This is a genomic window from Chryseobacterium sp. 2VB, assembly GCF_005503635.1.
Taxonomy (GTDB): Bacteria; Bacteroidota; Bacteroidia; order Flavobacteriales; family Weeksellaceae; genus Chryseobacterium; species Chryseobacterium cupriresistens.
In genome coordinates, this window is the sequence record NZ_SCNC01000012.1 from 86241 (window position 1) to 112201 (window position 25961).

Here is a 25961-nt window from a genome sequence, read left to right on the forward strand (position 1 = left end):
AGACAGATATGATCTTAATTCGTAAATTTGTTCAAAGATAATGATAAAAAATGTCAGAAGAATTTGAAATCCGGAATAAAGTTGCAGAAAGCGGCCTTATCAATTTTGACCTTACCACTTTACTGCCAAAAGGGGAAAGAAAAGGTATTGACCTTAAAGATTTCCTTTTTCAGGAAATGATCCTTAAAGAAAAGGATTTTCGTGAAAAGGTAGATGCAATCGATACGGAACAATATAAAGATACTTATATATACATCTACAATTCTGTAGATACCATTATTCCTCTTTGGGCTTATTTTGTTTTAACTGCAAAACTTACAGATGTAGCTAAGAAAATAGTTTTTGGAAGTCGTGAAGACCTGGAAGTTATTTTAATGCATAACGCCATCCAGACTCATGATTTTGAGGAAATGAGAGGAAAGAGAGTCCTTGTAAAAGGATGTTCAGATAAAGAAATTCCTGAAAATGCTTATATTGAATTGGTAGAACAATTAAAGCCAATAGTAAAATCCCTGATGTTCGGAGAAGCCTGTTCTAATGTTCCTATTGTAAAGAACTAATATGAACAAATCTTTATCAGCCGTATTTTTATTTATTATTTTTCTTGGTATCTATTATTGCGGGAGTTTTTCAAAAATTCCTTTTGCTGACTGTGTAGGATTTGTGCTGAGTGCAGAAAAAGGCATATGGGAAACAACCGCTACCGCAACCAGTCACTTTTTATATATTAATACTGTTATTTTCATTAAAAATCTCGCAGGCATCAACGCTATTGAAGCAAGCAGGTTTTTAGTAGTTTTTTCAGGAGCAGCCACAGTTTCTGTCATTTATCTTACGGTGAAAAGTATTTCAAAAACAGAATGGGCATCTATTACAGCTGCTTTTGTATTCGGCTTCAGTTTTACCTTTTGGAGAAATGCGGAAATCGTGGAAGTATATACTTATAATTCGCTTTGGGTAAGCCTTTTTTTCTTTTCGGTTATCAAAAGTTTTACGGAAAACAAGAGAGTCTATATTCTGTTAAGCAGTTTATTTCTAGGGGTAAGCTTATGGGTACATATTCAGAATATCCTTCTGATTCCTGCTTTACTGATCTTTTTATTTTATTTCAGAAATGAAAAAAAATATGCAGCCGCTTCATTATTGATTTTTATTCTGCTATTCGGTTCTTTATTCATCTTGAATATTTCCCAGGGACTTCCTTTCAAATCTCCTTATAGTTCTGACCAGGGAACTTGGGTAGAAGACTCCCTGAAAAAAGACATCATTCAATACATAAAGGATTTCTTTCAATCTTTCGTATATCTTATTTATAATTTCAATCTGTTTATATTTTTTGGTATCGCAGGTATCCTGTCTCTGTACAAAACCAACAGAAAAATGTTTTTTGTTTTTGCTGCGGGGGCCGTATGTGTATATGGGTTTTCAACGTTTTATGCGGTATCAGACAATTACGTTTTCTTTCTGCCTTTCAATGTCATTTTTGCTTTGTCTATCGGCTACGGTCTTTCTTCTGTCAAATATGCCCATCTTAGAAAATTTTCATGGGTCTGCCTATTGATTCCTGTAGGATATCTTCTACTGTATAAAGTCATTTTTTTAACTGAGAAAGGAAAAGAATTTCATTCATTTAAGGAGTATAAAGGCGGACTCTCTTATTATGTACTTCCTTGGATGAATAACAATGTAGGTATTCTGGAGTTCACCATTGATAAAAAACAGGCACCGGAACCCATTGAATGGATGACCGCTAGTGCAGCAGAATATATAAAGCTGTTAAAAAGCAGAGGGTATACAGAAGAGCAGATCAGAAAACTTTAACAATATTTGTGAAAGCCGGTTATTTTCTGAGGCATATTTTTTGATAACTTTGGTTTACTTAATACTAAATAAACACAAAAATGAGTTTAATTGACCTTCTTACAGGGAACACCGGCAATCAGGTTGCTGAACAGGCTGAGAACAAATTCGGAATCAGCAAAAATCAGGTAATTGCCCTATTAGCCGTTGCTGCACCTCTTATTATTTCTTATCTTAGAAATAAATCTCAGGATGCTAAAGAAGCGGAAGCTTTAAATAATGCTTTAGATAAGGACCATAACGGCAGTATTTTAAATGATGCTTCACAAATTGAGGCAAGACAGGCTGAAGGCGGATCGATCCTTGATCATATCTTTGGTGGGCAAAAAAGTACTGTTGAAAACCAATTATCACAGAATACAGGAATTTCAATAGACAAAATTGGTCCTATCCTTGCGATGCTGGCACCTGTAGTTATGGGCTATATCGGACAGCAGAAACAACAGAGTAATGTAGGAGCAGGCGGCTTGGGAGATCTTTTAGGAGGAATTCTTGGAAACGCTTCCAATCAGGCTCAATCCCAGCAGTCTAATCCTTTGAATGACATTCTTGGAAGTGTTTTGGGAGGTGGAGGACAATCTCAATCATCAGGAAATCCTCTGAACGATATACTGGGAAATGTGTTGGGTGGCGGAGGAAACCAACAACAAGGCGGCGGCGGACTAGGCAGCATCCTTGGCAATATTTTAGGTGGTAAATAATTAATTTAATTTTCATAAAAAAGACCGGAGGTATGATCTTCGGTCTTTTTATTTTGATTACTTTTTAGATTTTTCTTCAGAAGCTGCAAAAGATTTTGAGGCTTTTTTAGGTCTTCTTTTACCATAACTTCCGGAATTAATTTTTCCTCTTCTTGATTTTTTGTCTCCTTTTCCCATAGTATTATGTATTTGTTGTTCTACGAATTTAGAAAATACAATACTAAAATCCAATTAATGAAGCTGTTAAAGTTTTATAAATTAGGGAGGGAAGCTGTAGAACTCCATCACCCACGCTTTCTACACTTTTATTGTCTTCCATTTTCCTTTTTTAAATAAGATAAAGGCAACAATGGTAATCAATGTTTCTGCGGCTGGAATTGATATAAAAACTCCTTTTGGCCCCATATCAAGATATTTTGATAAAAAATAGGCCAGCGGAATCTGAAACAGCCAGAAACCGAAAAGATTAACCCATGTAGGAGTCCATGTATCACCAGCTCCATTGAATGCGTTGATCATCACCATCCCGATTCCATAGAAAATAAATCCTATACTCATAATCTGAAGGGCATTTTTAGCAAAATCTTTAATCGCCATTTCCTGAGTAAAAAAGCCTACTAAAAAATTCCCCATAAAAAGAAAGATCAGACTTACGATCAGCATAAAGATGACATTATATTTCACGGTTTTCATCACCGACTGTTCCGCTCTCAACATTTCATTCGCTCCCATATTCTGTCCTACCAATGTAGAGGCAGCATTACTCAAACCCCAGGCCGGAAGCATAAAGAACATCATCAGTCTTAAAGCGGTCTGATAACCTGCCGATGCATTCTCTCCTCCTGTAGTTGCTACCAGTTCTGCAAGAAAAATCCAGCTGCACGAAGCAATGACAAACTGAAAAATGCCGGGAGTTGCAATTTTTATAATAGATTTGATTAATCCGTAATTCGGTTTAAAATAAGAAATCAGAATACGGATCTGAGTATCCGCGACCAAAAGATGGTACAGCTGATAAATTACCCCAATACTACGTCCGATTGTTGTTGCCAAAGCAGCTCCCGTAAGCCCCAAAGCAGGTACAGGTCCCAATCCTTTTATCAGAATCGGACAGAGAATGATATTCGCAATATTCGCGATCCATAAACTTTTCATAGCAATCATAGCATTTCCGGCTCCTCTGAAAATCCCATTAATTAAAAATAAAAGCATAATGATCGTACTGCTTCCCATCATAATTCTGGTAAAATTCTTCCCATAAGCTGCTGCCTCTGGTTTTGAGCCCATCAGGATCAGGATTTCTTCTGCATAGATGACTCCCAGTAAGCTTAAAACAAAAGTAACCGCAAAAGAAACCAGCAATACCTGCGCAGCACTTCTGGAAGCCTGTTCCGGGTTTTTCTCACCAATTCGTCTTGCTACCAATGCTGTTGCCGCCATACTCATCCCAATCGCAATAGAATACATTATGGAAAGTACAGATTCGGTAAGCCCTACCGTTTGAATCGCAAAACCGCTTTCTTTCAGATGGCCGACAAAATAAAGATCCACAAGAGCAAATACGGATTCCATTGCCATTTCCAGCATCATGGGAATGGCTAAAAGCAGTACAGCACTTCTAATATTCACTTTCGTAAAATCGGTCTCTTCACCGCTGAATGCTTTTTTCAAAAATTCAATATATCGTGTCATTTCACAATTAATAATTTATGTAATTCCAAAAATACAAATCCAATTATTAGAAAAACTTAGCAATTGGTAATAAAATTTAATTTAGATTTGTATATTCTTAAAAATTATCCTTATGAAAAAAATAATCTCTACTATCTTTCTATTTGGAATGTTACTGTCTGGCAGTATGTTATCTGCCCAGAAGATGACTCAGGAAAAGATGAAAGCCATTTATTCTGATGATATAGCAACATTTAAAAAACAGTTTGCTCCGGGAGATTACAACAAATGTTTCCTTGTGGGAGATATACTTTATTCACCCCTTGGCTTCAGTGTAATGTCTGACAGAAAGAATATTATCAACTTCCTTTTGGACAATAAGGCTAATGTGAATAAAAAATGTCAGAACAAAACACCTCTTGAAGTAGCTGATGAAACAAAAGGCAGTGAAGAAGTAAAGAGAATTCTGATCGCAAAAGGTGGTAATAGAATTTAAAAATATCTAAAAACAATATATGAAACTTCCGAAAGGGAGTTTTTTTTATTTATAAAACCTGCAAAAATCTTATCTTTGCCAACGAAAAATTCAAGGTCCGGAACTGGACCTTAAACATTGAACTTTAAACAAATAATTATGTTTCGATCACACACCAACGGAGAGCTATCTCTGAAAAATCTGAATGAAGAAGTTACACTATCAGGATGGGTACAGACTATCCGTGATAAAGGATTTATGATTTGGGTAGATCTTCGGGATCGTTACGGAATTACCCAGCTGGTTTTTGACCAGGACCGCTCTTCTGCACAATTGATGGAAGAAGCTAAAAAACTGGGCCGTGAATTTGTGATTCAGGCTACCGGAAGAGTTATTGAAAGAGTAAGCAAAAACCCTAATATTCCAACCGGGGAAATCGAAATTCTGGTAGAGAAACTGACAATTCTGAACGATTCTCAGCTTCCTCCCTTCACCATTGAGGATGAAACGGATGGTGGTGAGGAATTAAGAATGAAATACCGCTATCTGGATATCAGAAGAAATCCGGTAAAAGATAAACTGATCTTCCGCCACAAAATGGCACAGAAAGTAAGAAATTATTTATCTGACGAAGGTTTCATTGAAGTGGAAACCCCTGTTTTGATCAAATCTACTCCGGAAGGTGCAAGAGACTTTGTGGTACCAAGCAGAATGAACCCGGGGCAGTTTTATGCGTTGCCACAATCACCACAGACTTTCAAACAGCTTTTGATGGTAGGTGGAATGGATAAATATTTCCAGATTGTAAAATGTTTCCGTGATGAGGATTTAAGAGCAGACAGACAGCCGGAATTTACACAGATCGACTGCGAAATGGCTTTCGTAGAGCAGGAAGATGTCATGAATGTATTTGAAGGAATGACTAAAACTCTTTTAAAAGACATTACCGGTCAGGAATTCGGAGATTTCCCAAGAATGACTTTCGCAGATGCGATGAGAAAATACGGAAATGACAAGCCGGATATCCGTTTCGGAATGGAGTTCGTAGAATTGAATGAACTGGTAAAAGGAAAAGATTTCAAAATATTTGATGATGCAGAATTAGTAGTAGGAATTAATGTAGAAGGATGTGCAGACTATACAAGAAAGCAGATTGATGAACTTGTGGATTGGGTTAAACGTCCTCAGATTGGTGCTTCAGGAATGGTTTGGGCAAAATTCCAGAATGATGGTGTAAAAACCTCATCGGTAAACAAATTCTACAACGAGGAAGATTTAGCAAAAATCATCGAAAAATTCGGGGCAAAAGAAGGTGACTTGATGTTGATTCTTTCCGGAAACGAAAATAAAGTAAGAGCTCAGCTTTCAGCATTAAGAATGGAACTTGGAAACCGTTTGGGATTAAGAAAAGGAAATGAGTTTGCTCCACTTTGGGTAGTAGACTTTCCGCTATTGGAATGGGATGAAGATACCGGAAGATACCATGCAATGCACCACCCGTTCACCTCTCCGAAGCCAGAGGATATCCACTTACTGGAAACTGATCCTGGTAAAGCAAGAGCTAACGCTTATGATATGGTTCTGAACGGAAACGAAATCGGTGGAGGATCTATCAGAATTTTTGACAGAGATCTTCAGTCTAAAATGTTTGATTTATTAGGATTTACCAGAGAAGAAGCAGAAGCTCAGTTTGGATTCCTTATGAATGCCTTCAAATACGGAGCACCGCCACACGGAGGTCTGGCGTTCGGATTTGACCGTCTGGTAGCAATTCTTGACGGAAACGAAGTCATCAGAGATTATATCGCATTCCCTAAGAACAATTCAGGACGAGATGTAATGATTGACGCACCTGCTTCTATTGCAGATGCACAGCTCGACGAACTGGAATTACAATTGAACTTAAAAGCATAAATGTAAAGCGGGATTTTCATCCCGCTTTTTTTATATTCCCATACAGCCTTAAGTTCACTTTGAGCTTCCTGATATTTTATACTGACAATACTATTTTGAAAAACAAATCTTAATCAAGTAATATTATTTAGAATCAAAAAACATTACAAATTTTACTATAATTTATCAATTTAGTAGCAAAACAAACTTTACACTGGTAAAATATGCATTTTTACATACTATATCAAACATTCATGAAATAACTTAATTCATAATTTAATAGTAAAAATTAAATTAAAACAATTGCATCAACGAAATAAATACATTTTTCAAATAAAAAAACAACAAATCAATCATTATATTATGTTATATGTAAATATGATTTTTATTAATATATTTACGTTACACAGCTGAATTATAATGAAGACTTAAACAAAACTTAAGAGTTGATGTATTTTTATAATCTCATGCGTATGATAATAATATAGCTGTTCATATTTTAAACCTTGATCACCAAACAAATATTAAATAATATGAAAAGCAAACTATTACTATTATCAGGATGCCTTGTTCTGGCCCTGAATTCATGTAGATCGGATATTGAAAATCCACAAACAGATTCAATCGACCTTACAACGACTAAACAAGACAATGCGAAGATTCACAAATTATTAATTGACGGAAAATACACCTATATTAATGAAGTCAATGGCGAATATTTTTATGCAGATGATATAACAATCAGTACCGAGCAGTTTAATAAATTAAAAAGCCTGGCTAATTCAGAAATATCCACAGCTCAAAAAAGTACTATTGTAAGCTCATTTATTAAGACGTGGCCGAATGCCACAGTCTATTATACATTACCCAGCCAGGGAACTATGAGCACTCAGAATTATAATACGTTCCTTACCAATATCAGCAAAGCGTTTGAGATGATCTCGTCTCAAACCACTATGCAGTTTGTTCAACGTACCAATCAAACAGAATACATCACCTTTACTTATACAACTTCCAACAGCTCTCCACTTGGATGGCAGAAAAACAGAGTTAACGGTATTAAGATTTATAATATCACGTATCCCGCCATTATCGCTCACGAAATAATGCATTCTATGGGAATCATGCACGAGCAGTGCCGCCCGGACAGAGATCAGTACATTATTGTAGATGTTAACAAAGCCGTAGAAGGGAGCCGCCATAACTTTAATATTTACAATGATTACGCAGGATATGGAGCTTTTGATTTCGGTTCAGTCATGATGTATCAGTCTACAGACTTTGCTATAAACCCAAGCCAGCCTGTAATGACTAAGCTGGACGGATCCACTTTTACCAAGCAAAGGACAGGACTGTCTGCCGGTGATTATGCCGGAATCAATCATTTATATGGTCCTGTTAATGCCAGTTCTGCCATCAACGGTACTTATACGATGACAACAGCTTTAGCGAATAATAAAAATGTAGATATTACCGGAAGTTCCACTACAGATGACACCAGTATAATTTTGTATTCAGCTTCCACAGGAAATAATCAGAGGTTTACTTTCAGTAAATCAGATCATGGGTATTATATCATCAAATCTATACTGGATCCTTCAAAGGTGCTAACCGTAAGAGGTAACGGAACAACGAATGGAACGGCTGTTGAATTAAGAACCAATGCTAATGCCGATTCTCAGAAATGGTTATTATTCAATCTGGGAAACAATGGCTTTGGATTTGCTCCGAAGAATGCACCAGCATTGAGATTAGAGGTAAAAGATGGCTTAACAACCAATCTTACCCCTATTGTAATCGGCACTACAGATCAAACGGTTCAGCCTTCTACAAAGCAGCGCTTTACACTTACAAAAGTTAATTAAGTTTTTTACATACAATAAAGAGGTTAGAAAATATTTTAACCTCTTCTGTTTATAAGATCAATATATATTGCCTGGCATAAAACTATTTGCTGATCAATTTCAACATCTGCTCCCTTCCCGGCCCTGTCGACAGATACGCTACAGGAATTCCCAATTCTGCTTCCAGAAATGATAGAAACTCATTCACTTCTTTTGGCAGCTCTGAAGGGCTTCTCATAACTGAGAAATCAGCATTCCAGCCTGCCATCTTTTTCAATACAGGCTTAGCATTTTCAGGCAGTGTTGTAGCACTCGTTTCGATAGTCCCATCTTCCAATTCATAATGGGTACAGATTGCTACAGATTTTAATCCGCTCAAAACATCCGCTTTTGTCAGAACCAGCTGGGTAACTCCGTTGATCATTACCGCATATTTTAAAGCAGGCAAATCCAGCCATCCGGTCCTTCTGGGACGTCCTGTATTGGAACCAAATTCATTTCCTTTCATTCTGAGATCATCTCCAAATTCATCTAAAAGTTCCGTTGGAAATATACCATTTCCCACACGGGTACAATACGTTTTCGCTATCCCGTAAATCTCACCGATCTTTTTCGGTGAAACACCTAGACCGCTACTCGCGCCTGATGCTGTCGTTGAGGAAGACGTTACATACGGGTACGTACCATGATCAATATCCAGCATTGCTGCCTGAGATCCTTCTGCCAATACTTTTTTACCTTCAGATAAAGCTTTGTTAATATAAATTTCAGTTTCTGTACAATTGAATTTTTTAAGGAATTCCACCGCATCAAAAAACTCTTTACTGATTTCTTCTAAAGCAGGCAAAACAATCATTCCTCCTTCTTCCAGCATTCTGTAATCTCTATCCAGAATATGCTGTGCCCTGCTTTGAAAATCTGATGAAAATATATCTCCTGCTCTCAGGTTCTGTCTTAATATTTTGTTTGAATACGCCTGGGCAATCCCATTCTTTGTAGTCCCGATCGTAGTATACTCACGACTTTCTTCCATGAAAATATCCAGAAGCTTATGCGTTGGCATTACCAGGTGTGCTTTTTTGGAAATAATGATATTGTTTTCCGGCTGAATGGTTTTATCAAATACCTGAAGATTCAGAATTTCTTTTTTAAAACTTACAGGATCAATAACAGTTCCCGTACCAATCACATTCTGTACTTCTTTCATAAAGATTCCCGAAGGAATCATTTTAAGCGTTATTCTGCGCCCATTTCTTTCAATGCTGTGCCCAGCATTAGATCCGCCGTTAAAACGAGCTGTAATGTCGTAATTTTCACTGATCAGATCAATAAACTTTCCCTTTCCTTCATCTCCCCATTGTAGTCCTAATACAATATCCATATTCGTACTTTAAATTTTATGAAGCAAAGCTATGGCAGTCAGCAGGAAAGACCATTGTCATTTGACAAAAAGAGATTTATGAAATGTTTGAAGTTTGAAAAATCGACAAACTCTATTGCCCCTGCACGCTCATTAAGATCATCTATCAATTATCATTTATCAATAATAATTCTAGACAATATTTCTCCTGATCCTGCTCAGTGAAGACGGCGTAACACCTAAATAAGACGCCAGCATAGACTGCGGAACCCTGTTGGCAAGGCCAGGATAATGATTTAAAAAATGAATATAACGGGATTTAGCATCCTGGTTCAGCATGATACTTGCCACCTTCAGTTTATTCTCTACAACAAAGGCGTGGATCCTTGCAAACAGAATCGGCCATACTGTGATTTTCTCTTCCAGAATTTTAAAATGTTCACGGTCAATCACCAGTAATACAGCATCGGTAATCGCTTCAATATCTTCATGCGCGGGCAGTTGATCCGTAAAGCCCTGAAAATCTCCGATAAATCGCCCTTCGTAAATAAAATACCGTGTGAAATCGTCACCTTGCTTGTTGTAATACAAAGACCGGAAAACCCCTTCCTTCACAAAGGCAATTCTCTGACTTACTTTCCCGGCTTCTATAAAAGGCTCTCCTTTTTTTACTGTCATTTCCTGAATTCCTTCAGCAATCAGCAGCTCGTCCTGAGGATTCAGTGTTCCGAATTTTTTGATATAAGTAAAAAGCTCTTCCATATTTTGATATAACCACGGATTGCGGAAAGATAAAGATATAAAAGTCGGAGATAAAAACAATTGTCATTTGGCAACAAAGTCCATGAAAGGTACCACACGGGCTTCTGTCGGCATATTAATTGCTTGATTTTTAAAAACGTAAGACAATGAAAGCAATCTGGAACGGCGCAATTGGCTTCGGATTAGTCAACATTCCTGTAAAAATTTATTCCGCAACGGAAACCACAAAACTGGATCTCGATATGCTCGACAAATCTGATTTTTCAAACATCCGGTTCAAGCGAGTAAATGAAAATACAGGAAAAGAAGTAAAATGGGAAAACATTGTTAAAGGTTATCTCATGGATGACAAATATATCGTTCTTGATGAAGAAGATTACGAGGCTGCAAGCCCGGAAAAAACAAAAATCCTTTCTATTGACCAGTTTGTAAAGGAAGTAGAGGTAGACAGTATGTATTTTGAGACTCCTTATTATCTGGAACCTCAGAAAAATGGTGAAAATGCCTACAGACTTTTATTAAAAGCTCTTGAAAAAACATCCATGGTAGGAATAGGAACTTTCGTACTCCGCGAAAGCGCTGCTATTGGGATGATCCGTCCTTACAATGATGACATACTGGTTCTTAACCGGCTGAGATTTGATCAGGAAATAAGAGACTATTCAGATTTAAAAATTCCTGCCCAAAAAGCTCCGAAACCTGCAGAGCTGAAAATGGCTGTCAGCTTGATTGAACAGCTTTCTCAGGAATTTGATCCCGCAATGTATAAAGATACCTATTCTGATGAGCTGATGAAGATCATCAAGCAGAAAGCAAAAGGCAAAAACGTAAAAGCCCAAAAAGCGCAGCCTGCAAAAGAAGGTAAAGTGATTGACCTTATGGCCCAATTAAAAGCCAGCCTGAATACCTCTAAATCCAAATCCGCATCGTAATGGCTCTCAAAGATTATCATAACAAAAGAAAGTTCGATGAAACCAGCGAACCTAAAGGAAAAACAAAGAAAAGCAAAGACAAACTGATTTTTGTGATTCAGAGGCATGCAGCCTCCAGACTTCATTATGACTTCCGGCTTGAAATGGAAGGTGTACTGAAGAGCTGGGCTGTTCCGAAAGGCCCGTCTTTGGACCCAAAAGACAAACGTCTTGCCATGATGGTAGAAGATCATCCTTACGATTATAAAGATTTTGAAGGAAACATCCCGGAAGGAAATTATGGTGCCGGACAAGTGGAAGTATGGGACAGCGGAACCTATGAACCTTTGGAGGAGAATTCAAAACTTTCTGATGAAAAAGAACTTCTGAAGGAACTTCATGCCGGTTCTTTAAAATTCATTTTGCATGGCAAAAAGCTGAAAGGTGAATTTGCTCTGGTTAAAATGAAAAATAATGATGACAACTCATGGTTGCTTATTAAACATAAGGACAAATTTGCAGAAAGTCCTTACGATGCTGAAGAAAACACTTCACCAAAATCTCTGGTTACCCAATTTTTAGAGGAAAAAAAAAGCCTAAAATTAAAAGAAAAAAAGAAGTCGTAACTTCTCAAAACCCTTTTAGAAACTTCAATTCTCTAACGAATGAAAAAAAGCTCAAGTCTTTCATTAAACCAATGCTGGCTAAACTTTCAGAGGAACCTTTCAATGATAAAGACTGGATCTTTGAAATAAAATGGGATGGCTACAGAGCTATTGCAGATCTCAGCTATGATACTCCGCTTTTCTATTCCCGGAATGGAATTTCCTTTTTATCAAAATTTGACAAAATTGCTCAGGATTTCGAACAACAAAAACACAGCATGATCCTGGATGGCGAAGTTGTGGTCTATAACGAACAGGGAAGGCCTGATTTTCAGCTTTTGCAACAAATCGGGGATAACCCTGGTGCCGCCCTTACCTATCAGGTTTTTGATATTCTATGGCTTAATGGCCATTCTACAGAAGATCTTCCTTTAATTCAACGTAAAGAACTTTTAAAAGAAGCTTTAACAGAAACGGAAAGGATCAAGTATTGCGATCATATTCCTGAAAAGGGCATTGAGTTTTTTGCGCAAATGAAAGAAATGGAACTGGAAGGGATGATCGCAAAAAGGGCAGACAGCCTGTATGTTGAAAATCACAGAACCACCGATTGGCTTAAAATCAAATTTTCCAATACAGAAGAGGTCATTATTTGTGGTTTTACGGAACCCAGAGGATCCCGGGAAAGCTTCGGAGCGTTGATATTAGGAAAATTTATCGATGGGCAGCTTACTTACTGTGGTCATACAGGAACAGGTTTCAATACGGCTTCTTTGAAAGAAGTGTATGAGAGACTTCAGAAAATAATTGTAAAGTCAGCTCCATTCGAAACAGCTCCGAAGACCAATATGCCGGTAACGTGGGTAAAACCTGAGCTGGTATGTGAAATCAAATATTCTGAAATTACCAAGGACGGAATCTTCAGACATCCGGTTTTTATCACAATCAGGGATGACAAAAGCCCGGAAGATACTAAAGATCCATCCTTCACCGAAAAATCTAAAGATATGAATACGAAAGCTTCACCAAAAAAGACAAAAGTTTCTGAGAAAGAAAAAGAGGTTACCTTAGACAAGCATTCTGTAAAGCTTACCAATCAGGATAAAGTCTATTTTCCTAAAGATGAAATTACGAAAGGAGATGTTATTGAATATTATCAATCCGTAGCCCGGTATATTTTACCTTACTTAAAAAATCGTCCGCTTTCTCTGAACCGTTTTCCCAATGGAATTGAAGAGCAAAGCTTTTATCAGAAAGATGCTGGAGATCATGTTCCGGACTGGATAAAAACCACCCAGGTCTATTCCGAGTCGAACGATAAATACATTGATTATATTTATTGTAATGACAAAGCAACATTAGCCTATCTGAATAATTTAGGCTGTATAGACCTCAATCCATGGAACAGTTCGTTACCTGATCTTGAGCATCCTGATTATCTTGTTTTAGACCTTGATCCTTCTTCAAAAAATACATTCGATGAGGTGATTGAAACGGCACTTCAGGTGAATGAAGTTTTAAAATCAATTAAAATAAAAGGTTACTGCAAAACCTCGGGGAGTACAGGAATTCACATTTATATTCCGATGGGTGGTAAATATGATTTTGACCAGGTAAAAGATTTCGCTCATATCCTCATGAAACAGGTGAATGAAAAACTGCCCAAGATTACCACGTTGGAAAGGAGTCTTCAAAAAAGGGATAACAAAAAAATTTACCTTGATTACCTGCAAAACAGAACAGGGCAGACTCTGGCAAGTGCATACAGTCTGAGGCCAAAACCCGGAGCTTCAGTTTCCATGCCTTTGGATTGGGATGAGTTGAAGCCTGGTGTGAAACCAACAGATTTTACTATTAACAATGCCCTTGACAGAATTAAGGAGAAAGGAGATTTGTTTAAACCGGTTTTGGGTAAAGGAATCGATATGATGAAGGCTTTGGAGCTGCTGCAGAATATAGAGTAAAAAAAGAGACGAGAAAATTCTCGTCTCTTTTTTATTCCTTTATAAACTTGTTGGTTATACTTCCGATTTTCAGATAATATATCCCGTGTTCAAGATTACTAACGTCTATCTTATTATCTTTAATAATTGCTTTCAATATATTTCTTCCATTTGCATCTGTAATTTCTACATTATTGTCCTTCATTTTTCTGGAATTAATATTCAGGATATTCTTTACAGGATTAGGATATATACTTACACTTTCACCCTTAATTCTCTCCTCTTTAGCCGTTAATATATTTCCATTATTTAAAACCTTTGTAATAATACCTTTATTCGGCGTCTGATGATTTCCAAAAATCAATATTTTCTGATCAGCCGTCATGATTGCAGATCTCATAAATTCCTTATAATTTAAATCAACATCAACTATTCCGTTATTCCCAAAACCCGAATCTACGGAACCATCCGGATTAAATTTTTTGATAAATTGGTTAAGGTCTGCTGCGTTTCCCGTGGGGCTTGCCATACATACCAAAAATAAATGGTTGCTATTATCTAATAATAAAGTAGGATAAAGAATATTATTATCAACATAATAATTATTGCTATTATAGTAAGATTCATTAACAATACCATTCGTTCCAAAACTATTGTCCAGATCTCCATTTTGATTTAATTTCATCAACGTGATCAGAGATACTGGTGAAGCAGCAGAAGACGAAACTCCATATATGTAAGTGTTATTATCTTTACCTGTTGCCGTACAGAAATAAGTTGAATAATTTTGAATCGGGGTGTAAGATATTGAATTATTATTATAAGTAGTATCTAAAATGCCATCTGCAGAATACCTTGACTTTACAAATTGTCCATCTGTTTTTTGCCCGATTAATAGTAATTTTGAATCATTTTGAAGTACCAGGCGTCCTAAATTTGCTTCCTGCAGCACAAGACCATTATTTCCAAACGTGGTATCAATAGAACCATTTTCATTAAGGCGGAGAACGGCTAATTTTGATAACTGGTTATCTACTACTGTTGTGCACAGCAAAATTTTGTTATTACTAGTTAAAATTACATTATGAAAATTAAAAGGGCCAGACAGTCCAAGGGTGTCAAAAAATGAATTAAATACAGAATTAGCAACCACTCCATTAGTACCAAACCCTATATCATAAGTTCCGTTTTCATTCAACCGGATTAACTTATTGCCCAAAATATCACCAAGGATAATTTTTTGATCAGGCTGAATACACATTTTAATCAAACGGGAAATCGGGTTGGAAGAAACTGGCGGAATAAATACTGTATTGAAACTGTTATCTATAGTACCATCAGCATTCAGCCTTTGAATTACATTGGTAGTAGACTGGCTGCTATTGGGTATATTGTAAAAGGTTCCGCTTACCATAATTTTCTGCTGTGCAGTAAAAGCTCCGGTTTCATAAATAAATCCGTATGCATTGTTAGGCGTGTATGTATATATTCCATTATTGCCAAAAGATGGATCTAAAAATTGGCTTTGTGCTGTTACAGATGTTACTGCACTAAAAATTCCTATAAAAAGGAGCAGTTTATTAATCATAGTTAGTAGTTTTTTGCAAATATAATGTAATATTTGAGCAGGCAATATTAATCTTAAATATTTGTAGCAACAGCAGTTATTCGCATAACTCAGTAATAAAAACTCCCACATAATATAACGCAGGAGTTTCTTAAAAAAATTAAATATAATTATTGATTGTAAATATGCACATCTCTTTGAGGAAAAGGAATTCCGATTCCTGCTTTATCGAGAGCTTCTTTACAACCGATGATTAATTCTTCATTCATTGTCCAGAAGTTTTCAGTGGAAGTGCTTACTCTTACCGATACATTGACAGCACTGTCTCCAAGCTCTGTTACTACTACCTGGGGCACAGGTGTTTCAAGAGCATATTGATTATTTTTAATAACTTCCATTAGAATATCCTTGGTCTGCCTAAGATCCGCATCATAAGCAACTCCGATATCCAATGATGTTCTTCTTGTTCCCAGCTGGGTAAAATTGGTAATGCTATTATTTGACACTACCCCATTAGGAATAACAATCAGTTGGTTTTGTGGTGTAACCAGTTTTGTATGAAAAATATCAATAGCCTGTACAGTTCCTGACACACCTGAACTGGTAGAAATAAAATCTCCAATTTTAAAAGGTTTTAATAATAAAATTAAAATTCCACCTGCGAAATTCGTTAAGGATCCCTGTAAGGCTAAACCTACTGCCAGTCCTGCGGCACCAATCATGGCAACAAATGCAGAAGTCTGTACTCCAAGCTGCGTTACAACAACAATAAACAAAAGAATATTTAATCCCCAGTTGATAATATTTAAAAGAAAGTGCTGCAGTGAAGCTTCCATATTTCGTTTTTTGAAAGCTTTTTCAACCAGCTTTTTGATCATTCTGATCATCCATGAGCCAATCAGGTAAATTAATAATGCAGAAATGATTGCAGTAAAAATCCTCGGTGCCCATGAAATTGCTGAAGAAATTAAGGTGTCCCAGTGTTGTTGAATCTTGTTCAATTCTAAATCGTCCATTTTTATACTATGTGTTACTATTTATATCAATACAGCATTGATATCTTCTGCAGGATTTGAAAAAAGAATTCTACCCTTCCCTACCTGAGCGAAGGTGAATCATATTTATCCTTGAAATAGATTGACAGCAGAAAAAGAATGTTTCAGCTTTATTCAATAATCATTCAGAAACTGAATCTTGCAGGAAGAAATAATTTTTGGGACATAGAATTACAAAAACGATACCGAACTGTCTGCTATTAGAGAAAAATAATATTAATGAAAATTCCTTAAGGTAATTTCGCAACCAGGCTTTCCGGCAAAAGTCTAAGAATATGATAAATCATTTTCCATTTAAAATTTGGAACAATGGTAAAAGAGTTTCTTGCACCGACAATAAATTTCGCCACATAATCCGGTTCCATGATCAGGGATTGATTCAGTTCCAATCCTTCATTGATTTTTGTTCTGATATACCCGATAACCAAAGCATTCACGATGATTTTACGGGAAGCTAATTCCTGTCTCAGTCCTGCCAGAAACTGTGTAAATGCAGCCTTGGTACTTCCGTAGACAAAATTGCTTTTTCTCCCTCTTACCCCTGACAAGGATGAAAGACCAATTATTCTTTCCAGGTTCGTATTGCTTTTATCCATTGCAATAATACTCAGAATAGACACACCTCCCATATAATTGACCTCCATCATTTGCTTTGCTCCCTTGAAATCAGTGAGAGCTTGTTGGTTGTCTACTAAAAAACCTGCAGCATAGACTACAATATGAGGCTTTACAGAAAGATTGTAATAAAACTGATGATGAGAACCAAAATCAGCAGCATCAAAATACAAAACAGAAACTTTTGAGCGGTCAAGATTGTTTGAATCAACGAAATGATCCAAAGATGTTGTATTTCGGGAAGCAGCAATAACTGAGAATCCTTTTTCAACATATAGTATCATGCATTGTTTCGCTACATCTGAATTTGCGCCAAGAATAAGAACGGTTTTGTTTGTGTTTTGATTCATAAGGCAAAGATAATTTTTTTATTAAACACTAATCGCATTCATTACTTTCACAATTAGATACAAAAGCCGCCAGACATATTAAAAATATAGGAAGCAAATACGACTTATAAGATTTTAATCTTATAAAAAAGCTGCGGCGGGTGAACTTTGTTCACCCGCCGCAGCTTACTATTTTCAGACTGAATTATTTTTTTTCTTCAGTTGCTGTTTCTTTTTTGTCATCTGCCTTATCAGCAGATTTTGCTCCAAAGCGCGCTTCCGTCATTTCTCTTGAAACCGCAGCTTTTTCGAATTTCAGTTTTCCGGATAATGTTTCGATTACAAAACCATCATCCTGAACCTGAGCAATTCTTCCGTGAAGACCCGATGTAAGAACTACTCTTGTTCCTACCTTAAGGTTTTCCTGAAAGTTTTTTTCCTGCTTCTGTTTTCTCATCTGAGGTCTGATCATCAGGAAGTAAAACCCTACAAACATCACACCCATCATAATCAGCATCATTGATGAAGATCCTTGTGGCTGTGCCTGTAAAAATAATGTCAACATATTTTAAATATTATGGTTGAATGTTCGCAGTGAACGTTAATCTGATTGGCGATTTTTCTACGTTTGCAAAAACGTCAGCATACTTTTGAACATTTCCGTCGAAGCTTGAAGAATCAAAGTGCAAAGTAACTTTTCCTTTTTTACCCGGCATGATTGGCTCTTTTGTAAAATCAGGAGCTGTACATCCGCATCCTGGCTTCACTTCAGAAATAATTAATGGATTTTTCCCTGTATTGGTAATTTCATATACATGCTCTACTTTATCTCCTTTTTTAATTTTACCAAAATCAAAGCTGTTTTCAGATAAAGCTACAGAAGTAGATGGTTCGTTGGAAACCGGAGCTGCCGTTTCACCGGTTACAGCTGCTGCTGTAGAATCAGTGGTTACCGGAGCCGCAACAGCTGCAGAATCAGTAGTTGCAGTTTCAGCACTTTGAGTTTCTTTGCTTTCTTTTTTACATGAAACTAACCCAAAGCCTATAATTGACAAGGCGATAATTGATAACGTCTTTTTCATTTTATATTCTATTTTGATCTTTACAATATTTATCTAAAATACCATTGATGAAGATATTGGAACGGTCTGTAGCAAATACTTTTGCAATTTCAATATATTCATTAATGATCACTCTTGAAGGTGTGAAAGCAAAGTTATCAAGCTCTGCAATGGCTGTAGATAAAATTACTTTATCCATAAGAGAAACTCTTTCCAGATCCCAGTTTTCGAGTCTTTCTTCCAGCTTCTTTTCATTGTTCTCCCAGTTATTCAGGGTATCTCTCAACAATTTTGCAGCAAATGTTTTATCTTCTTCATCTTTAATCATTTTGATCAAAGTTCTGCTTTCTTCATCTTCTCTCAGGAAACCGATTGTTTTTTGTACCATTGAATTGGCGATATGGATATCATCATACCATGAAAGTTCCTTATCACCTAAATAATCATGAAAATCTTCATTCTCAGCAATATATCTTAAGAATAATTTCCCAATAAATTTCTGATCTTCTTCAAAAGAATATCCTTCTTCTTTCATGAAATCCTGATAACGTTTTCCAGCAGTAATTCTCTGGAAAGTTTTTACCAATAAGTCATCATGCATATCCCATTTCAATTGCTTGTGCTGACCTGTAAAAAATAATCTTTCAGGATTTTCTTCCAGTTTACGCAATACCTGGTTGTTGATGAATTTTTGGTTAGGATTAATATCAGCATCAGTTTTAAGAAATTTATTCTTACCAATTTCGATCTGATTCTCTGCCAAATCTTTCAGACCCACCAAAAAGTTGAGCTGATAGATGTATAGATAATAGATTTTCTCTATCCCGGCAAACATGTTTTTCTCTAAAACATCAAATTTTACAGGATTTTGGTAGTAAGAATACACGGTCTGTACTACTTTTTCACGGATTTGTCGTCTTCCTAACATTCAAAGAGCTTTTTTATGGCTGCAAAGATACAAAATTTAAAATTGATCAAATTCGTAGTGTGATGACATTTTTGTAATTTTGTCAAACTATATGAAAGCGCTAAAAACCTTAAACCCTTATTTTTGGAAACACAAAATACTATTGTTTTGGGGGGTACTCTTTATCATTGCCAGTAATTTCTTTAATATATATAAGGTTCAGTTTGTAGGAAAATCTGTTGATGAACTTACAAAAAATGGGAATCTCGGCTTCAACCAGCAGGTTTTAATCTATGTTGGAATTATTGTAGGATGTTCTCTTTTAACCGGATTCTTCACTTTTATGATGAGACAGACTATTATTGTTGCGTCAAGAAGAATAGAATATGAACTTAAAAATAAAATCTACAGACATTATCAGGATTTATCTTTAACGGATTATAAACAGATGACTATCGGAGACTTAATGAACAGATTGAGCGAAGATGTTGTTGCAGTAAGAATGTATCTTGGTCCCGGGGTGATGTATGTAGCCAATCTGATTGTCTTAGTATTGATAACGGCGATCTACATGGTAAAAACAGATGCTTCCATGACGATGTGGACTTTACTTCCTCTTCCTATTTTATCATATGCTATTTATAAGGTAAGCTCAATCATCAATAAAAAGTCAAAGATCATGCAGAAAAGCCAGTCTGCGATTTCAACTTTTGTACAGGACAGCTTTTCCGGAATCCGTGTGGTAAAATTTTTCGCCAGAGAAAAATATATCGAAAAAAACTATGGCATCAAAGTTACTGATTATCAAAACAAAGCCTTGGATCTGGCCAAGACAGAAGCGTATTTCTTCACCATTATTCTTTTCGTTATCGGTTTATTAAACGTAGCCATCATCTGGATTGGAGGTGCTAAATATATTGCCGGTGAATTAAGTATTGGTAAGATTGCTGATTTCTTCATGTATATCAACACCCTGATTTTCCCATTCTCTATGGTAGGATGGGTAACATCTGTGAATCAGAGAGCTGAAGCATCTATGCAGAGGATCAATGAATTCATGGATAAGAAATCGGAGATCATTAATACCAATTTTGAAAACTATCCTATCAAAGGAGATATTGAATTCAGAAACGTTTCTTATGTATATCCGAATACGGGAATCAAGGCACTGGATAATTTAAGCTTTAAAGTAAAAGCCGGAGAGTCATTGGCTATTATGGGTAAAACCGGTAGTGGAAAATCAACAATTGCCTTGCTGTTATGCCGATTAATAGATCCCACAGAAGGGGAAATTTTAATTGATGGCAAAAACCTGAAGGATCATAATCTGGAGAACTACAGAAACTTTATCGGGTATATCCCTCAGGAAAGTTACTTATTTTCTGATTCTATTGAAAATAATATTGGTTTTGCCATTGATCATCCTTCTCACGAGAAAGTAGTAGAATACTCAAAAATTGCAGATGTTCATAAGAATATTGTAGAGTTTAAAGATCAATATAAAACACTTGTTGGTGAACGCGGAGTAATGCTTTCGGGGGGACAAAAGCAGAGAATTTGTATCGCAAGAGCCTTAATTAAGGACCCCAATATTATCATTTTTGACGATTCTTTGTCTGCTTTAGACACAGAAACTGAACAGAATATTCTGGAAAATATTGATAGAAAAATCAGCAATGCCACTTCCATAATTATCACACACAGAGAGTCTAGCGCTCAAAAAGCCCATCAAATTATCAACCTTACTGAAATTGCCAATTCTGTAACCGCTTAGCCATTTCATTCTCAATTGTTAAATAAATCATAAAAAAAATTTTGTGATTAAAAGAATTCTTTTATATTTGTTCTTAACAAGATTAAAAAATATCTAACAATGAGTGAATACAAGGAACGCCATGAAAATGAGATTTTCACGAAGGTGTTAAAAGCAGGGAGAAGAACTTATTTCTTTGATGTGCGCGAGACGAAAGCAGGAGATTATTATCTTACAATCACTGAGAGTAAGAAGAATTTCGGAGAGAATGGGGAAGCTACATTCGAGAAGCATAAAATTTACCTTTACAAGGAAGATTTTAAAAGTTTCCAGGAGATGTTTAATGAGTCCACAGATTTCATCATTAATGAAAAGGGTGAGGATGTAATTTCAGAAAAACATGACAAAGACTTCAAAAGCAGATCTTTTACAATTGATTCTGACGACGAAGTTTAAAAAAGAATATCTAAAAACACAAGCATCTGAAAAAGATGCTTTTTTTATGTGGTAAAAACAATGTTACTTAATTAGAAAAAGCAAAGAAAAGTGGCTTCTTTGGTAAAAAACTTATGTAATAAATCGGATTAAATCTCATTAAAAGCAAAAAGTGCTATTGTTAAAGGGTCAGTTGTAGATAATTTCGTATAATAATTTTTATTTTTTTGTATTTCAACAATCAATGAATATAATCCTTTGTCATATTCTGATAAACACAACCATCTAGTGCAAATATAACTGTCATATGTGAGACTTCCAACTTTAGTATTAGATCTAAGATCCCAATATTGAGTATTATCATTTATATTACCATTCATTAAAAAAGTAGATTTTACAAGATCTTTCGTAAAAGTGTTAATATATCTTTGGATGTCTGAGTACGAATAAATAGACTTTTTATTATATAATATTTTGTATTTATAGCATTCATATGGAAAACTTATTGTCAAACCCGCATGAGAAACATCCTCAGGCAAGTCATTTTTTTTCCAATAACTCCATTTATTAGACTGCAATTCATTATTATAGAATGTATTTGATTTTATAAAATTTGCTATTTGATATGCCTGTGCAAGATAAGAGAACTGAGAAGTTGCTCTGTACATTTGGATCAGAACCCTTCCAGCAGCACTTTGCATATTAAGAGGTAAAATTACTCCTGGATGCGCCAACGGAGAATTACTACTCTCCCATTCCTTATAATAACCTATACTTTTAGATTCAGTATGCCATTGTCCTTTATGATAATCAAGAGTTTCTTTTACTTTTTGAAGAATATTTTCTGCAATCTGAATATAAGTTTGGTTACCGTAACGGCCTCCGGAATTCGAAATTAACCGTTGAGTAGACTTATTAAGCTTAACTATTGCCGCAAATTTAGCCATTGGATAAACAATATTAGCACTATGGACTAAATGTGAATAAGGCTCTCCTTCATCAGTAATAATATTGTAATGATTAGTTGACCAAGCTGCTCCAGAAACTTTCCTGTAATCATAAATCTTATTTAAGCCTTTTACCTGACTTCTGAGATCATCTCTCCTATCTAGTACATTTCCCATAAACTTTATTAAGGTTTCAGCATACTTTTTTTCTTTCGTTTTTTCATACATCAGTACCAATGCTTCCATATGAGCAGAAACACCCCATGAAAATTCAAGTTGATCAGCACTTTCTGAATAACCTATTGATACATCATATCCTTTACTATCAAATAATTCTTTATAGTAAGATTGAGCATAAGATTTTAGAGTAAATAGCACAGTAAGGATTATAACAATTCTTTTCATAGTAGTAGCTTTGATTTTGAGGTCATTTTAAAGAGAATTATCTTCTCTTAATTCTGGTAAAACAAATATAAAAGTTTCAATCATCAATCCAGAAATTTATTTTAAAGGATTAAAAGAAAACCATTTTTATACGTTGACTCAAGATTATAAACATAACACATGAAAAATTTCGGAGAAAAAAAGTAAAAAAAGAAACCTTCAGAGGATACTGAAATGGTACAAAATAAAAAAGTACACTTTCAAAAAGTGTACTTTCTTTGGGTGAATGATGGGTCTCGAACCCACGACCTTCGGAACCACAATCCGACGCTCTAACCAACTGAGCTACAATCACCGTTTTCTGAGTGCAAATATAGGACAATTTCCTCAACTACCAAACAATTCCATCAAAATTTTTCAAAGAAATTAATCTTTCAGACGTAAAGCCCTCAGCATAAGCAACTCCCGATAACCGCCCTAAATCCTGTGCGCGGTACGTTAAACTTTCATAGAAGTCTTTTGTGGTAATGGGAGTCTCAGGTTCTTTAGAAGTTGGGTCATAAAACTGAGTTTTGTACGCCATACAAGCTTCCAGTTTTTTAGGCAGATACTCTGAAATGTCAATAACAAATTCCGGTTTAATATCTTTCCACTGAATATAATGAAAAATATGTTTTGGCCTCCACACTTCCTGAGATTCACCTTCCAGTACGGTTTCAATTTTTCTCAGTCCGGACAAAAAGCACGCATCCGATACTAATTTCGCTCCTTTTGCATGATCCGGGTGTCTATCATCAATTGCATTAGCCAAGACGATTTCTGGCCTGTATTTGCGAATCATTTTTACAATCCTCATTTGATATTCTTCGGAATTTACTAAAAATCCATCTTTCATTCCAAGATTCTCTCTTGCGGAAAGCCCAAGGATTTTGGCTGCATCTGCTGCTTCAGTTTTTCTGGTTTCATCTGTACCTCTTGTTCCAAGCTCTCCCCTGGTAAGATCTACAACAACGCATTTTTTTCCTTCAGAAACCATTTTAGCAATAGTTCCGCCACATCCAAGTTCTACATCGTCAGGATGTGCACCAAAAGCAAGTATATCAGTTTTCATAAACTCAAAGATAGGATTTAAAATAAAAACTTCCCAAACATTACGCATGGGAAGTTTTAATATCTATAATTTAAATTTTAAATTACTTGTTGATTTCTGCATTTAATTTTACAGCATCCTGATAAGTAGGGTCTAGCTGTAAAGACTTAGCTACATAATCTTTTGCTTTTGCTATATCAGAATCTTTGCTCATGTATGCTACCGCGAAGTAAGCATAAGCAAGGGTCTGTTTGTTAGCTTCCTGATCAGCAGGTTTTACTGTGCTGATGAATTTCTCATAAGCCAATTTTGCTGCTTCACTGTTTCCTGCCTGCTGGTAAGAATATCCCTGGCTGTAATAAGCCGGAGCCCAATCAGGAAGAAGTGCTGACATTTTTTGCCATGTAAGAATTGCTCCATTCCAGTTTTTCACATCCTGGTAAGCTGTTGCTAACTTAAATAATGAATCAGAATCCTGGCTGTTGGCAGCAACTTTCTGTTTCAATGCTTCAATTTCAGGATTAGTAGGTCCTTTATCAGCTTCTGCCTGAGAAGCTCCTCCACCACCTGCGATGTTTGCCAATTCAAGATCCCACTTCATTGTTTCATCCTTAGCAGCTTTTGCAATACCTACTTTTTGCTGAGCTTCAGCCATTAAAGCAGATTTTTTAGCAGCATCTTTTTCATCTTTTGCTAAACCGGCAGCAATAAGTCCCTGTAAACCTTGGTCTGCAGGCAATACTCTTGTTTTCTCTGCCTGAGAAACGAAAGTATCCATATTTTGCTTGGCGTCTGCATAATTTCTATCTGCATATGCATTATAAGCTCTCAATTTGAATTTGATAGGATCATCAATTTTATCAAAAATCTTATCTAATACCATTTTAGAGTTTGCATAATCTTCATTCGTGAAATATAGTTTTGCAATTTCTAATTGGGTATATGGATCTTCATCAGCATATTTTGTATAGTTGATAAGATCTTGAGTAGCCTTTGCATTTTGCTGGTATCTGATATCGTAACCAGCCAATGCTTTGTACGCAGGAGCGTATGTAGGATCTACAGCAATTGCTTTATCAACGCTTTCTTTCGCTTTTTGCCACACTTGAGCAGCCATCCATAAAGTAGCCATTCTCGTGTAAACTGAAGCTTTATTTTTTGCTACAGGTAACGCCTTGTCGTAAGCAGACATGGCTTCTCCCGGAGATCTTTTCAATCTGTAAGCATCTCCTAATGTATAATAATAATGTGCAGGAACACCTTTTTTCTCAGCTTTCTCAATAGCTTTAGTCAAAAACTGGATTGCCAGGTCCGGTGAACTGTTTTTCTCGAATAAAGTTAAAGCTTCTGCTGCTCTGAAAAGAACTTCAGCATCTTTTTCTCTTGAATCAGCAACTACTTTTTGAATTTCAGCAACAGCATTTTTATCGCCTTTACCTAATTTAACAGCAGCTAAACCAATTTTGTTCAGATAGCTTTTACCGTCTGCAGCTAATCCTTTATTAAAGTTTTCAGTTGCCTTAGCATAATCCGGTTCTCCTTGTCTTAAGAAAGTATTTCCCAAATAGAAGTAGTTTTCAGCTGTAGGCTCTTTAGCGATCATGTCAGTGAAGTTTGTTTTCGCCTGCGCAAATTTATCACTGTCTATACTGTTGATACCATCCTGCAGTGTTTGTGCAGAGGCAAAACCGGTAAAAAATACCACGGCTGCTCCAAAAGCAATCTTCTTTACATTCATATTCATTATATCTTTCATTTTATATTTTCTAATAATTGAGTTTTATTATACACAA

General features: G+C 36.0%; 24 protein-coding genes and 1 tRNA gene. 11 read left to right on the forward strand and 14 right to left on the reverse strand.

Annotated elements, in window-relative coordinates; genetic code table 11:
* Positions 1 to 50: 50 nt before the first annotated feature.
* The 3 genes from FFS26_RS12990 to FFS26_RS13000 all read left to right on the forward strand — a co-directional run bounded on the left by FFS26_RS12990 (position 51) and on the right by FFS26_RS13000 (position 2561).
* Positions 51 to 560 carry a DUF2480 family protein gene (locus tag FFS26_RS12990; RefSeq protein ID WP_110008267.1) on the forward strand — a complete coding sequence of 170 codons (510 nt, stop codon included), beginning with the start codon at positions 51 to 53 and terminating at the stop codon, positions 558 to 560.
* A gap of 1 nt (position 561) precedes the next feature.
* Complete coding sequence (locus FFS26_RS12995; protein WP_137905201.1) at positions 562 to 1821, forward strand: protein O-mannosyl-transferase family; 1260 nt, start codon at positions 562 to 564, stop codon at positions 1819 to 1821.
* Between the two features lie 80 nt (positions 1822 to 1901).
* Positions 1902 to 2561 (forward strand): DUF937 domain-containing protein, encoded by a 660-nt coding sequence (locus tag FFS26_RS13000; RefSeq protein ID WP_137905202.1) that lies wholly within the window; start codon positions 1902 to 1904, stop codon positions 2559 to 2561.
* Positions 2562 to 2618: 57 nt separating this feature from the next.
* Here FFS26_RS13000 and FFS26_RS13005 read toward each other — a convergent pair whose 3' ends face one another.
* Both FFS26_RS13005 and FFS26_RS13010 read right to left on the reverse strand, forming a co-directional pair.
* A complete protein-coding gene (locus tag FFS26_RS13005; protein ID WP_065119703.1) occupies positions 2619 to 2738 on the reverse strand; it encodes a 30S ribosomal protein THX in 120 nt (39 codons plus the stop codon).
* 120 nt (positions 2739 to 2858) lie between these two features.
* A complete protein-coding gene (locus FFS26_RS13010) occupies positions 2859 to 4253 on the reverse strand; it encodes an MATE family efflux transporter (RefSeq protein WP_110008270.1) in 1395 nt (464 codons plus the stop codon).
* Between the two features lie 112 nt (positions 4254 to 4365).
* On the opposite strand from FFS26_RS13010, the gene FFS26_RS13015 reads away from it, so the two are divergent.
* The 3 genes from FFS26_RS13015 (at position 4366) to FFS26_RS13025 (ending at position 8465) form a co-directional block, all read left to right on the forward strand.
* Complete coding sequence (locus FFS26_RS13015) at positions 4366 to 4728, forward strand: ankyrin repeat domain-containing protein (RefSeq protein WP_137905203.1); 363 nt, start codon at positions 4366 to 4368, stop codon at positions 4726 to 4728.
* 138 nt (positions 4729 to 4866) lie between these two features.
* Entirely contained in the window at positions 4867 to 6621 is a 1755-nt protein-coding gene (aspS, locus tag FFS26_RS13020; RefSeq protein WP_110008272.1) for an aspartate--tRNA ligase, read from the forward strand.
* Positions 6622 to 7133: 512 nt separating this feature from the next.
* Positions 7134 to 8465: a M12 family metallopeptidase gene (locus FFS26_RS13025; protein ID WP_137905204.1), complete on the forward strand. Its 1332-nt coding sequence runs from the start codon at positions 7134 to 7136 to the stop codon at positions 8463 to 8465.
* Between the two features lie 82 nt (positions 8466 to 8547).
* Here FFS26_RS13025 and FFS26_RS13030 read toward each other — a convergent pair whose 3' ends face one another.
* Positions 8548 to 9825: an adenylosuccinate synthase gene (locus FFS26_RS13030; protein ID WP_137905205.1), complete on the reverse strand. Its 1278-nt coding sequence runs from the start codon at positions 9823 to 9825 to the stop codon at positions 8548 to 8550.
* 171 nt (positions 9826 to 9996) lie between these two features.
* Complete coding sequence (locus FFS26_RS13035; protein WP_110008275.1) at positions 9997 to 10566, reverse strand: Crp/Fnr family transcriptional regulator; 570 nt, start codon at positions 10564 to 10566, stop codon at positions 9997 to 9999.
* A 146-nt stretch (positions 10567 to 10712) separates the two neighbouring features.
* Between FFS26_RS13035 and FFS26_RS13040 the strand changes: the two genes are divergently transcribed.
* The 3 genes from FFS26_RS13040 (at position 10713) to ligD (ending at position 14046) form a co-directional block, all read left to right on the forward strand.
* Entirely contained in the window at positions 10713 to 11498 is a 786-nt protein-coding gene (locus FFS26_RS13040; RefSeq protein ID WP_110008276.1) for a Ku protein, read from the forward strand.
* Positions 11498 to 12103 (forward strand): DNA polymerase ligase N-terminal domain-containing protein, encoded by a 606-nt coding sequence (locus FFS26_RS13045; protein WP_137905206.1) that lies wholly within the window; start codon positions 11498 to 11500, stop codon positions 12101 to 12103. The genes FFS26_RS13040 and FFS26_RS13045 overlap by 1 nt, the downstream gene beginning before the upstream one ends.
* 71 nt (positions 12104 to 12174) lie before the next feature.
* On the forward strand, positions 12175 to 14046 hold the full coding sequence (gene ligD / locus FFS26_RS13050) for a DNA ligase D (protein WP_137905207.1): 1872 nt from the start codon (positions 12175 to 12177) through the stop codon (positions 14044 to 14046).
* A 31-nt stretch (positions 14047 to 14077) separates the two neighbouring features.
* Here ligD and FFS26_RS13055 read toward each other — a convergent pair whose 3' ends face one another.
* The 6 genes from FFS26_RS13055 to FFS26_RS13080 form a co-directional block, all read right to left on the reverse strand.
* Entirely contained in the window at positions 14078 to 15613 is a 1536-nt protein-coding gene (locus FFS26_RS13055) for a T9SS type A sorting domain-containing protein (protein WP_171006306.1), read from the reverse strand.
* Positions 15614 to 15762: 149 nt separating this feature from the next.
* On the reverse strand, positions 15763 to 16608 hold the full coding sequence (locus FFS26_RS13060; RefSeq protein ID WP_137905209.1) for a mechanosensitive ion channel family protein: 846 nt from the start codon (positions 16606 to 16608) through the stop codon (positions 15763 to 15765).
* Positions 16609 to 16877: 269 nt separating this feature from the next.
* On the reverse strand, positions 16878 to 17612 hold the full coding sequence (locus FFS26_RS13065; protein ID WP_110008280.1) for an SDR family NAD(P)-dependent oxidoreductase: 735 nt from the start codon (positions 17610 to 17612) through the stop codon (positions 16878 to 16880).
* A 184-nt stretch (positions 17613 to 17796) separates the two neighbouring features.
* Positions 17797 to 18156, reverse strand: a complete 360-nt coding sequence (gene yajC, locus FFS26_RS13070) for a preprotein translocase subunit YajC (RefSeq protein ID WP_002976292.1) — start codon at positions 18154 to 18156, stop codon at positions 17797 to 17799.
* 10 nt (positions 18157 to 18166) lie between these two features.
* On the reverse strand, positions 18167 to 18673 hold the full coding sequence (locus FFS26_RS13075) for a DUF1573 domain-containing protein (protein ID WP_110008281.1): 507 nt from the start codon (positions 18671 to 18673) through the stop codon (positions 18167 to 18169).
* Position 18674: 1 nt separating this feature from the next.
* Positions 18675 to 19580, reverse strand: a complete 906-nt coding sequence (locus FFS26_RS13080) for a transcription antitermination protein NusB (RefSeq protein ID WP_110008282.1) — start codon at positions 19578 to 19580, stop codon at positions 18675 to 18677.
* A 91-nt stretch (positions 19581 to 19671) separates the two neighbouring features.
* Between FFS26_RS13080 and FFS26_RS13085 the strand changes: the two genes are divergently transcribed.
* Together FFS26_RS13085 and FFS26_RS13090 are read left to right on the forward strand one after the other, a co-directional pair.
* Positions 19672 to 21333 (forward strand): ABC transporter ATP-binding protein, encoded by a 1662-nt coding sequence (locus tag FFS26_RS13085; RefSeq protein ID WP_137905210.1) that lies wholly within the window; start codon positions 19672 to 19674, stop codon positions 21331 to 21333.
* 99 nt (positions 21334 to 21432) lie between these two features.
* The gene (locus FFS26_RS13090) at positions 21433 to 21768 is read left to right on the forward strand and encodes a DUF3276 family protein (RefSeq protein WP_027375472.1); all 336 of its coding nucleotides are present in this window, start codon (positions 21433 to 21435) and stop codon (positions 21766 to 21768) included.
* 128 nt (positions 21769 to 21896) lie between these two features.
* Here the strand turns inward: FFS26_RS13090 and FFS26_RS13095 are convergent, their stop codons facing one another.
* The 4 genes from FFS26_RS13095 to FFS26_RS13110 all read right to left on the reverse strand — a co-directional run bounded on the left by FFS26_RS13095 (position 21897) and on the right by FFS26_RS13110 (position 25924).
* Complete coding sequence (locus FFS26_RS13095) at positions 21897 to 23099, reverse strand: hypothetical protein (RefSeq protein ID WP_110008284.1); 1203 nt, start codon at positions 23097 to 23099, stop codon at positions 21897 to 21899.
* Positions 23100 to 23358: 259 nt separating this feature from the next.
* Positions 23359 to 23434 (reverse strand) — tRNA-His (locus FFS26_RS13100).
* A gap of 35 nt (positions 23435 to 23469) precedes the next feature.
* The gene (bshB1, locus tag FFS26_RS13105; RefSeq protein ID WP_062675760.1) at positions 23470 to 24189 is read right to left on the reverse strand and encodes a bacillithiol biosynthesis deacetylase BshB1; all 720 of its coding nucleotides are present in this window, start codon (positions 24187 to 24189) and stop codon (positions 23470 to 23472) included.
* An 82-nt stretch (positions 24190 to 24271) separates the two neighbouring features.
* A complete protein-coding gene (locus tag FFS26_RS13110) occupies positions 24272 to 25924 on the reverse strand; it encodes a tetratricopeptide repeat protein (RefSeq protein ID WP_137905211.1) in 1653 nt (550 codons plus the stop codon).
* Positions 25925 to 25961 lie beyond the last annotated feature (37 nt).

What these genes read in the sequence shown, in the direction of transcription:
- bshB1 (WP_062675760.1), bottom strand. Translation starts at nt 24,189, where the DNA reads ATGAAAACTGATATACTTGCTTTTGGTGCACATCCTGACGATGTAGAA.
- FFS26_RS13035 (WP_110008275.1), bottom strand. Translation starts at nt 10,566, where the DNA reads ATGGAAGAGCTTTTTACTTATATCAAAAAATTCGGAACACTGAATCCT.
- FFS26_RS13040 (WP_110008276.1), top strand. Translation starts at nt 10,713, where the DNA reads ATGAAAGCAATCTGGAACGGCGCAATTGGCTTCGGATTAGTCAACATT.
- FFS26_RS13045 (WP_137905206.1), top strand. Translation starts at nt 11,498, where the DNA reads ATGGCTCTCAAAGATTATCATAACAAAAGAAAGTTCGATGAAACCAGC.
- FFS26_RS12995 (WP_137905201.1), top strand. Translation starts at nt 562, where the DNA reads ATGAACAAATCTTTATCAGCCGTATTTTTATTTATTATTTTTCTTGGT.
- FFS26_RS13005 (WP_065119703.1), bottom strand. Translation starts at nt 2,738, where the DNA reads ATGGGAAAAGGAGACAAAAAATCAAGAAGAGGAAAAATTAATTCCGGA.
- FFS26_RS12990 (WP_110008267.1), top strand. Translation starts at nt 51, where the DNA reads ATGTCAGAAGAATTTGAAATCCGGAATAAAGTTGCAGAAAGCGGCCTT.
- FFS26_RS13080 (WP_110008282.1), bottom strand. Translation starts at nt 19,580, where the DNA reads ATGTTAGGAAGACGACAAATCCGTGAAAAAGTAGTACAGACCGTGTAT.
- FFS26_RS13095 (WP_110008284.1), bottom strand. Translation starts at nt 23,099, where the DNA reads ATGAAAAGAATTGTTATAATCCTTACTGTGCTATTTACTCTAAAATCT.
- FFS26_RS13025 (WP_137905204.1), top strand. Translation starts at nt 7,134, where the DNA reads ATGAAAAGCAAACTATTACTATTATCAGGATGCCTTGTTCTGGCCCTG.
- FFS26_RS13110 (WP_137905211.1), bottom strand. Translation starts at nt 25,924, where the DNA reads ATGAAAGATATAATGAATATGAATGTAAAGAAGATTGCTTTTGGAGCA.
- FFS26_RS13085 (WP_137905210.1), top strand. Translation starts at nt 19,672, where the DNA reads ATGAAAGCGCTAAAAACCTTAAACCCTTATTTTTGGAAACACAAAATA.
- FFS26_RS13055 (WP_171006306.1), bottom strand. Translation starts at nt 15,613, where the DNA reads ATGATTAATAAACTGCTCCTTTTTATAGGAATTTTTAGTGCAGTAACA.
- aspS (WP_110008272.1), top strand. Translation starts at nt 4,867, where the DNA reads ATGTTTCGATCACACACCAACGGAGAGCTATCTCTGAAAAATCTGAAT.
- FFS26_RS13060 (WP_137905209.1), bottom strand. Translation starts at nt 16,608, where the DNA reads ATGGACGATTTAGAATTGAACAAGATTCAACAACACTGGGACACCTTA.
- FFS26_RS13015 (WP_137905203.1), top strand. Translation starts at nt 4,366, where the DNA reads ATGAAAAAAATAATCTCTACTATCTTTCTATTTGGAATGTTACTGTCT.
- ligD (WP_137905207.1), top strand. Translation starts at nt 12,175, where the DNA reads ATGCTGGCTAAACTTTCAGAGGAACCTTTCAATGATAAAGACTGGATC.
- yajC (WP_002976292.1), bottom strand. Translation starts at nt 18,156, where the DNA reads ATGTTGACATTATTTTTACAGGCACAGCCACAAGGATCTTCATCAATG.
- FFS26_RS13000 (WP_137905202.1), top strand. Translation starts at nt 1,902, where the DNA reads ATGAGTTTAATTGACCTTCTTACAGGGAACACCGGCAATCAGGTTGCT.
- FFS26_RS13065 (WP_110008280.1), bottom strand. Translation starts at nt 17,612, where the DNA reads ATGAATCAAAACACAAACAAAACCGTTCTTATTCTTGGCGCAAATTCA.
- FFS26_RS13030 (WP_137905205.1), bottom strand. Translation starts at nt 9,825, where the DNA reads ATGGATATTGTATTAGGACTACAATGGGGAGATGAAGGAAAGGGAAAG.
- FFS26_RS13090 (WP_027375472.1), top strand. Translation starts at nt 21,433, where the DNA reads ATGAGTGAATACAAGGAACGCCATGAAAATGAGATTTTCACGAAGGTG.
- FFS26_RS13010 (WP_110008270.1), bottom strand. Translation starts at nt 4,253, where the DNA reads ATGACACGATATATTGAATTTTTGAAAAAAGCATTCAGCGGTGAAGAG.
- FFS26_RS13075 (WP_110008281.1), bottom strand. Translation starts at nt 18,673, where the DNA reads ATGAAAAAGACGTTATCAATTATCGCCTTGTCAATTATAGGCTTTGGG.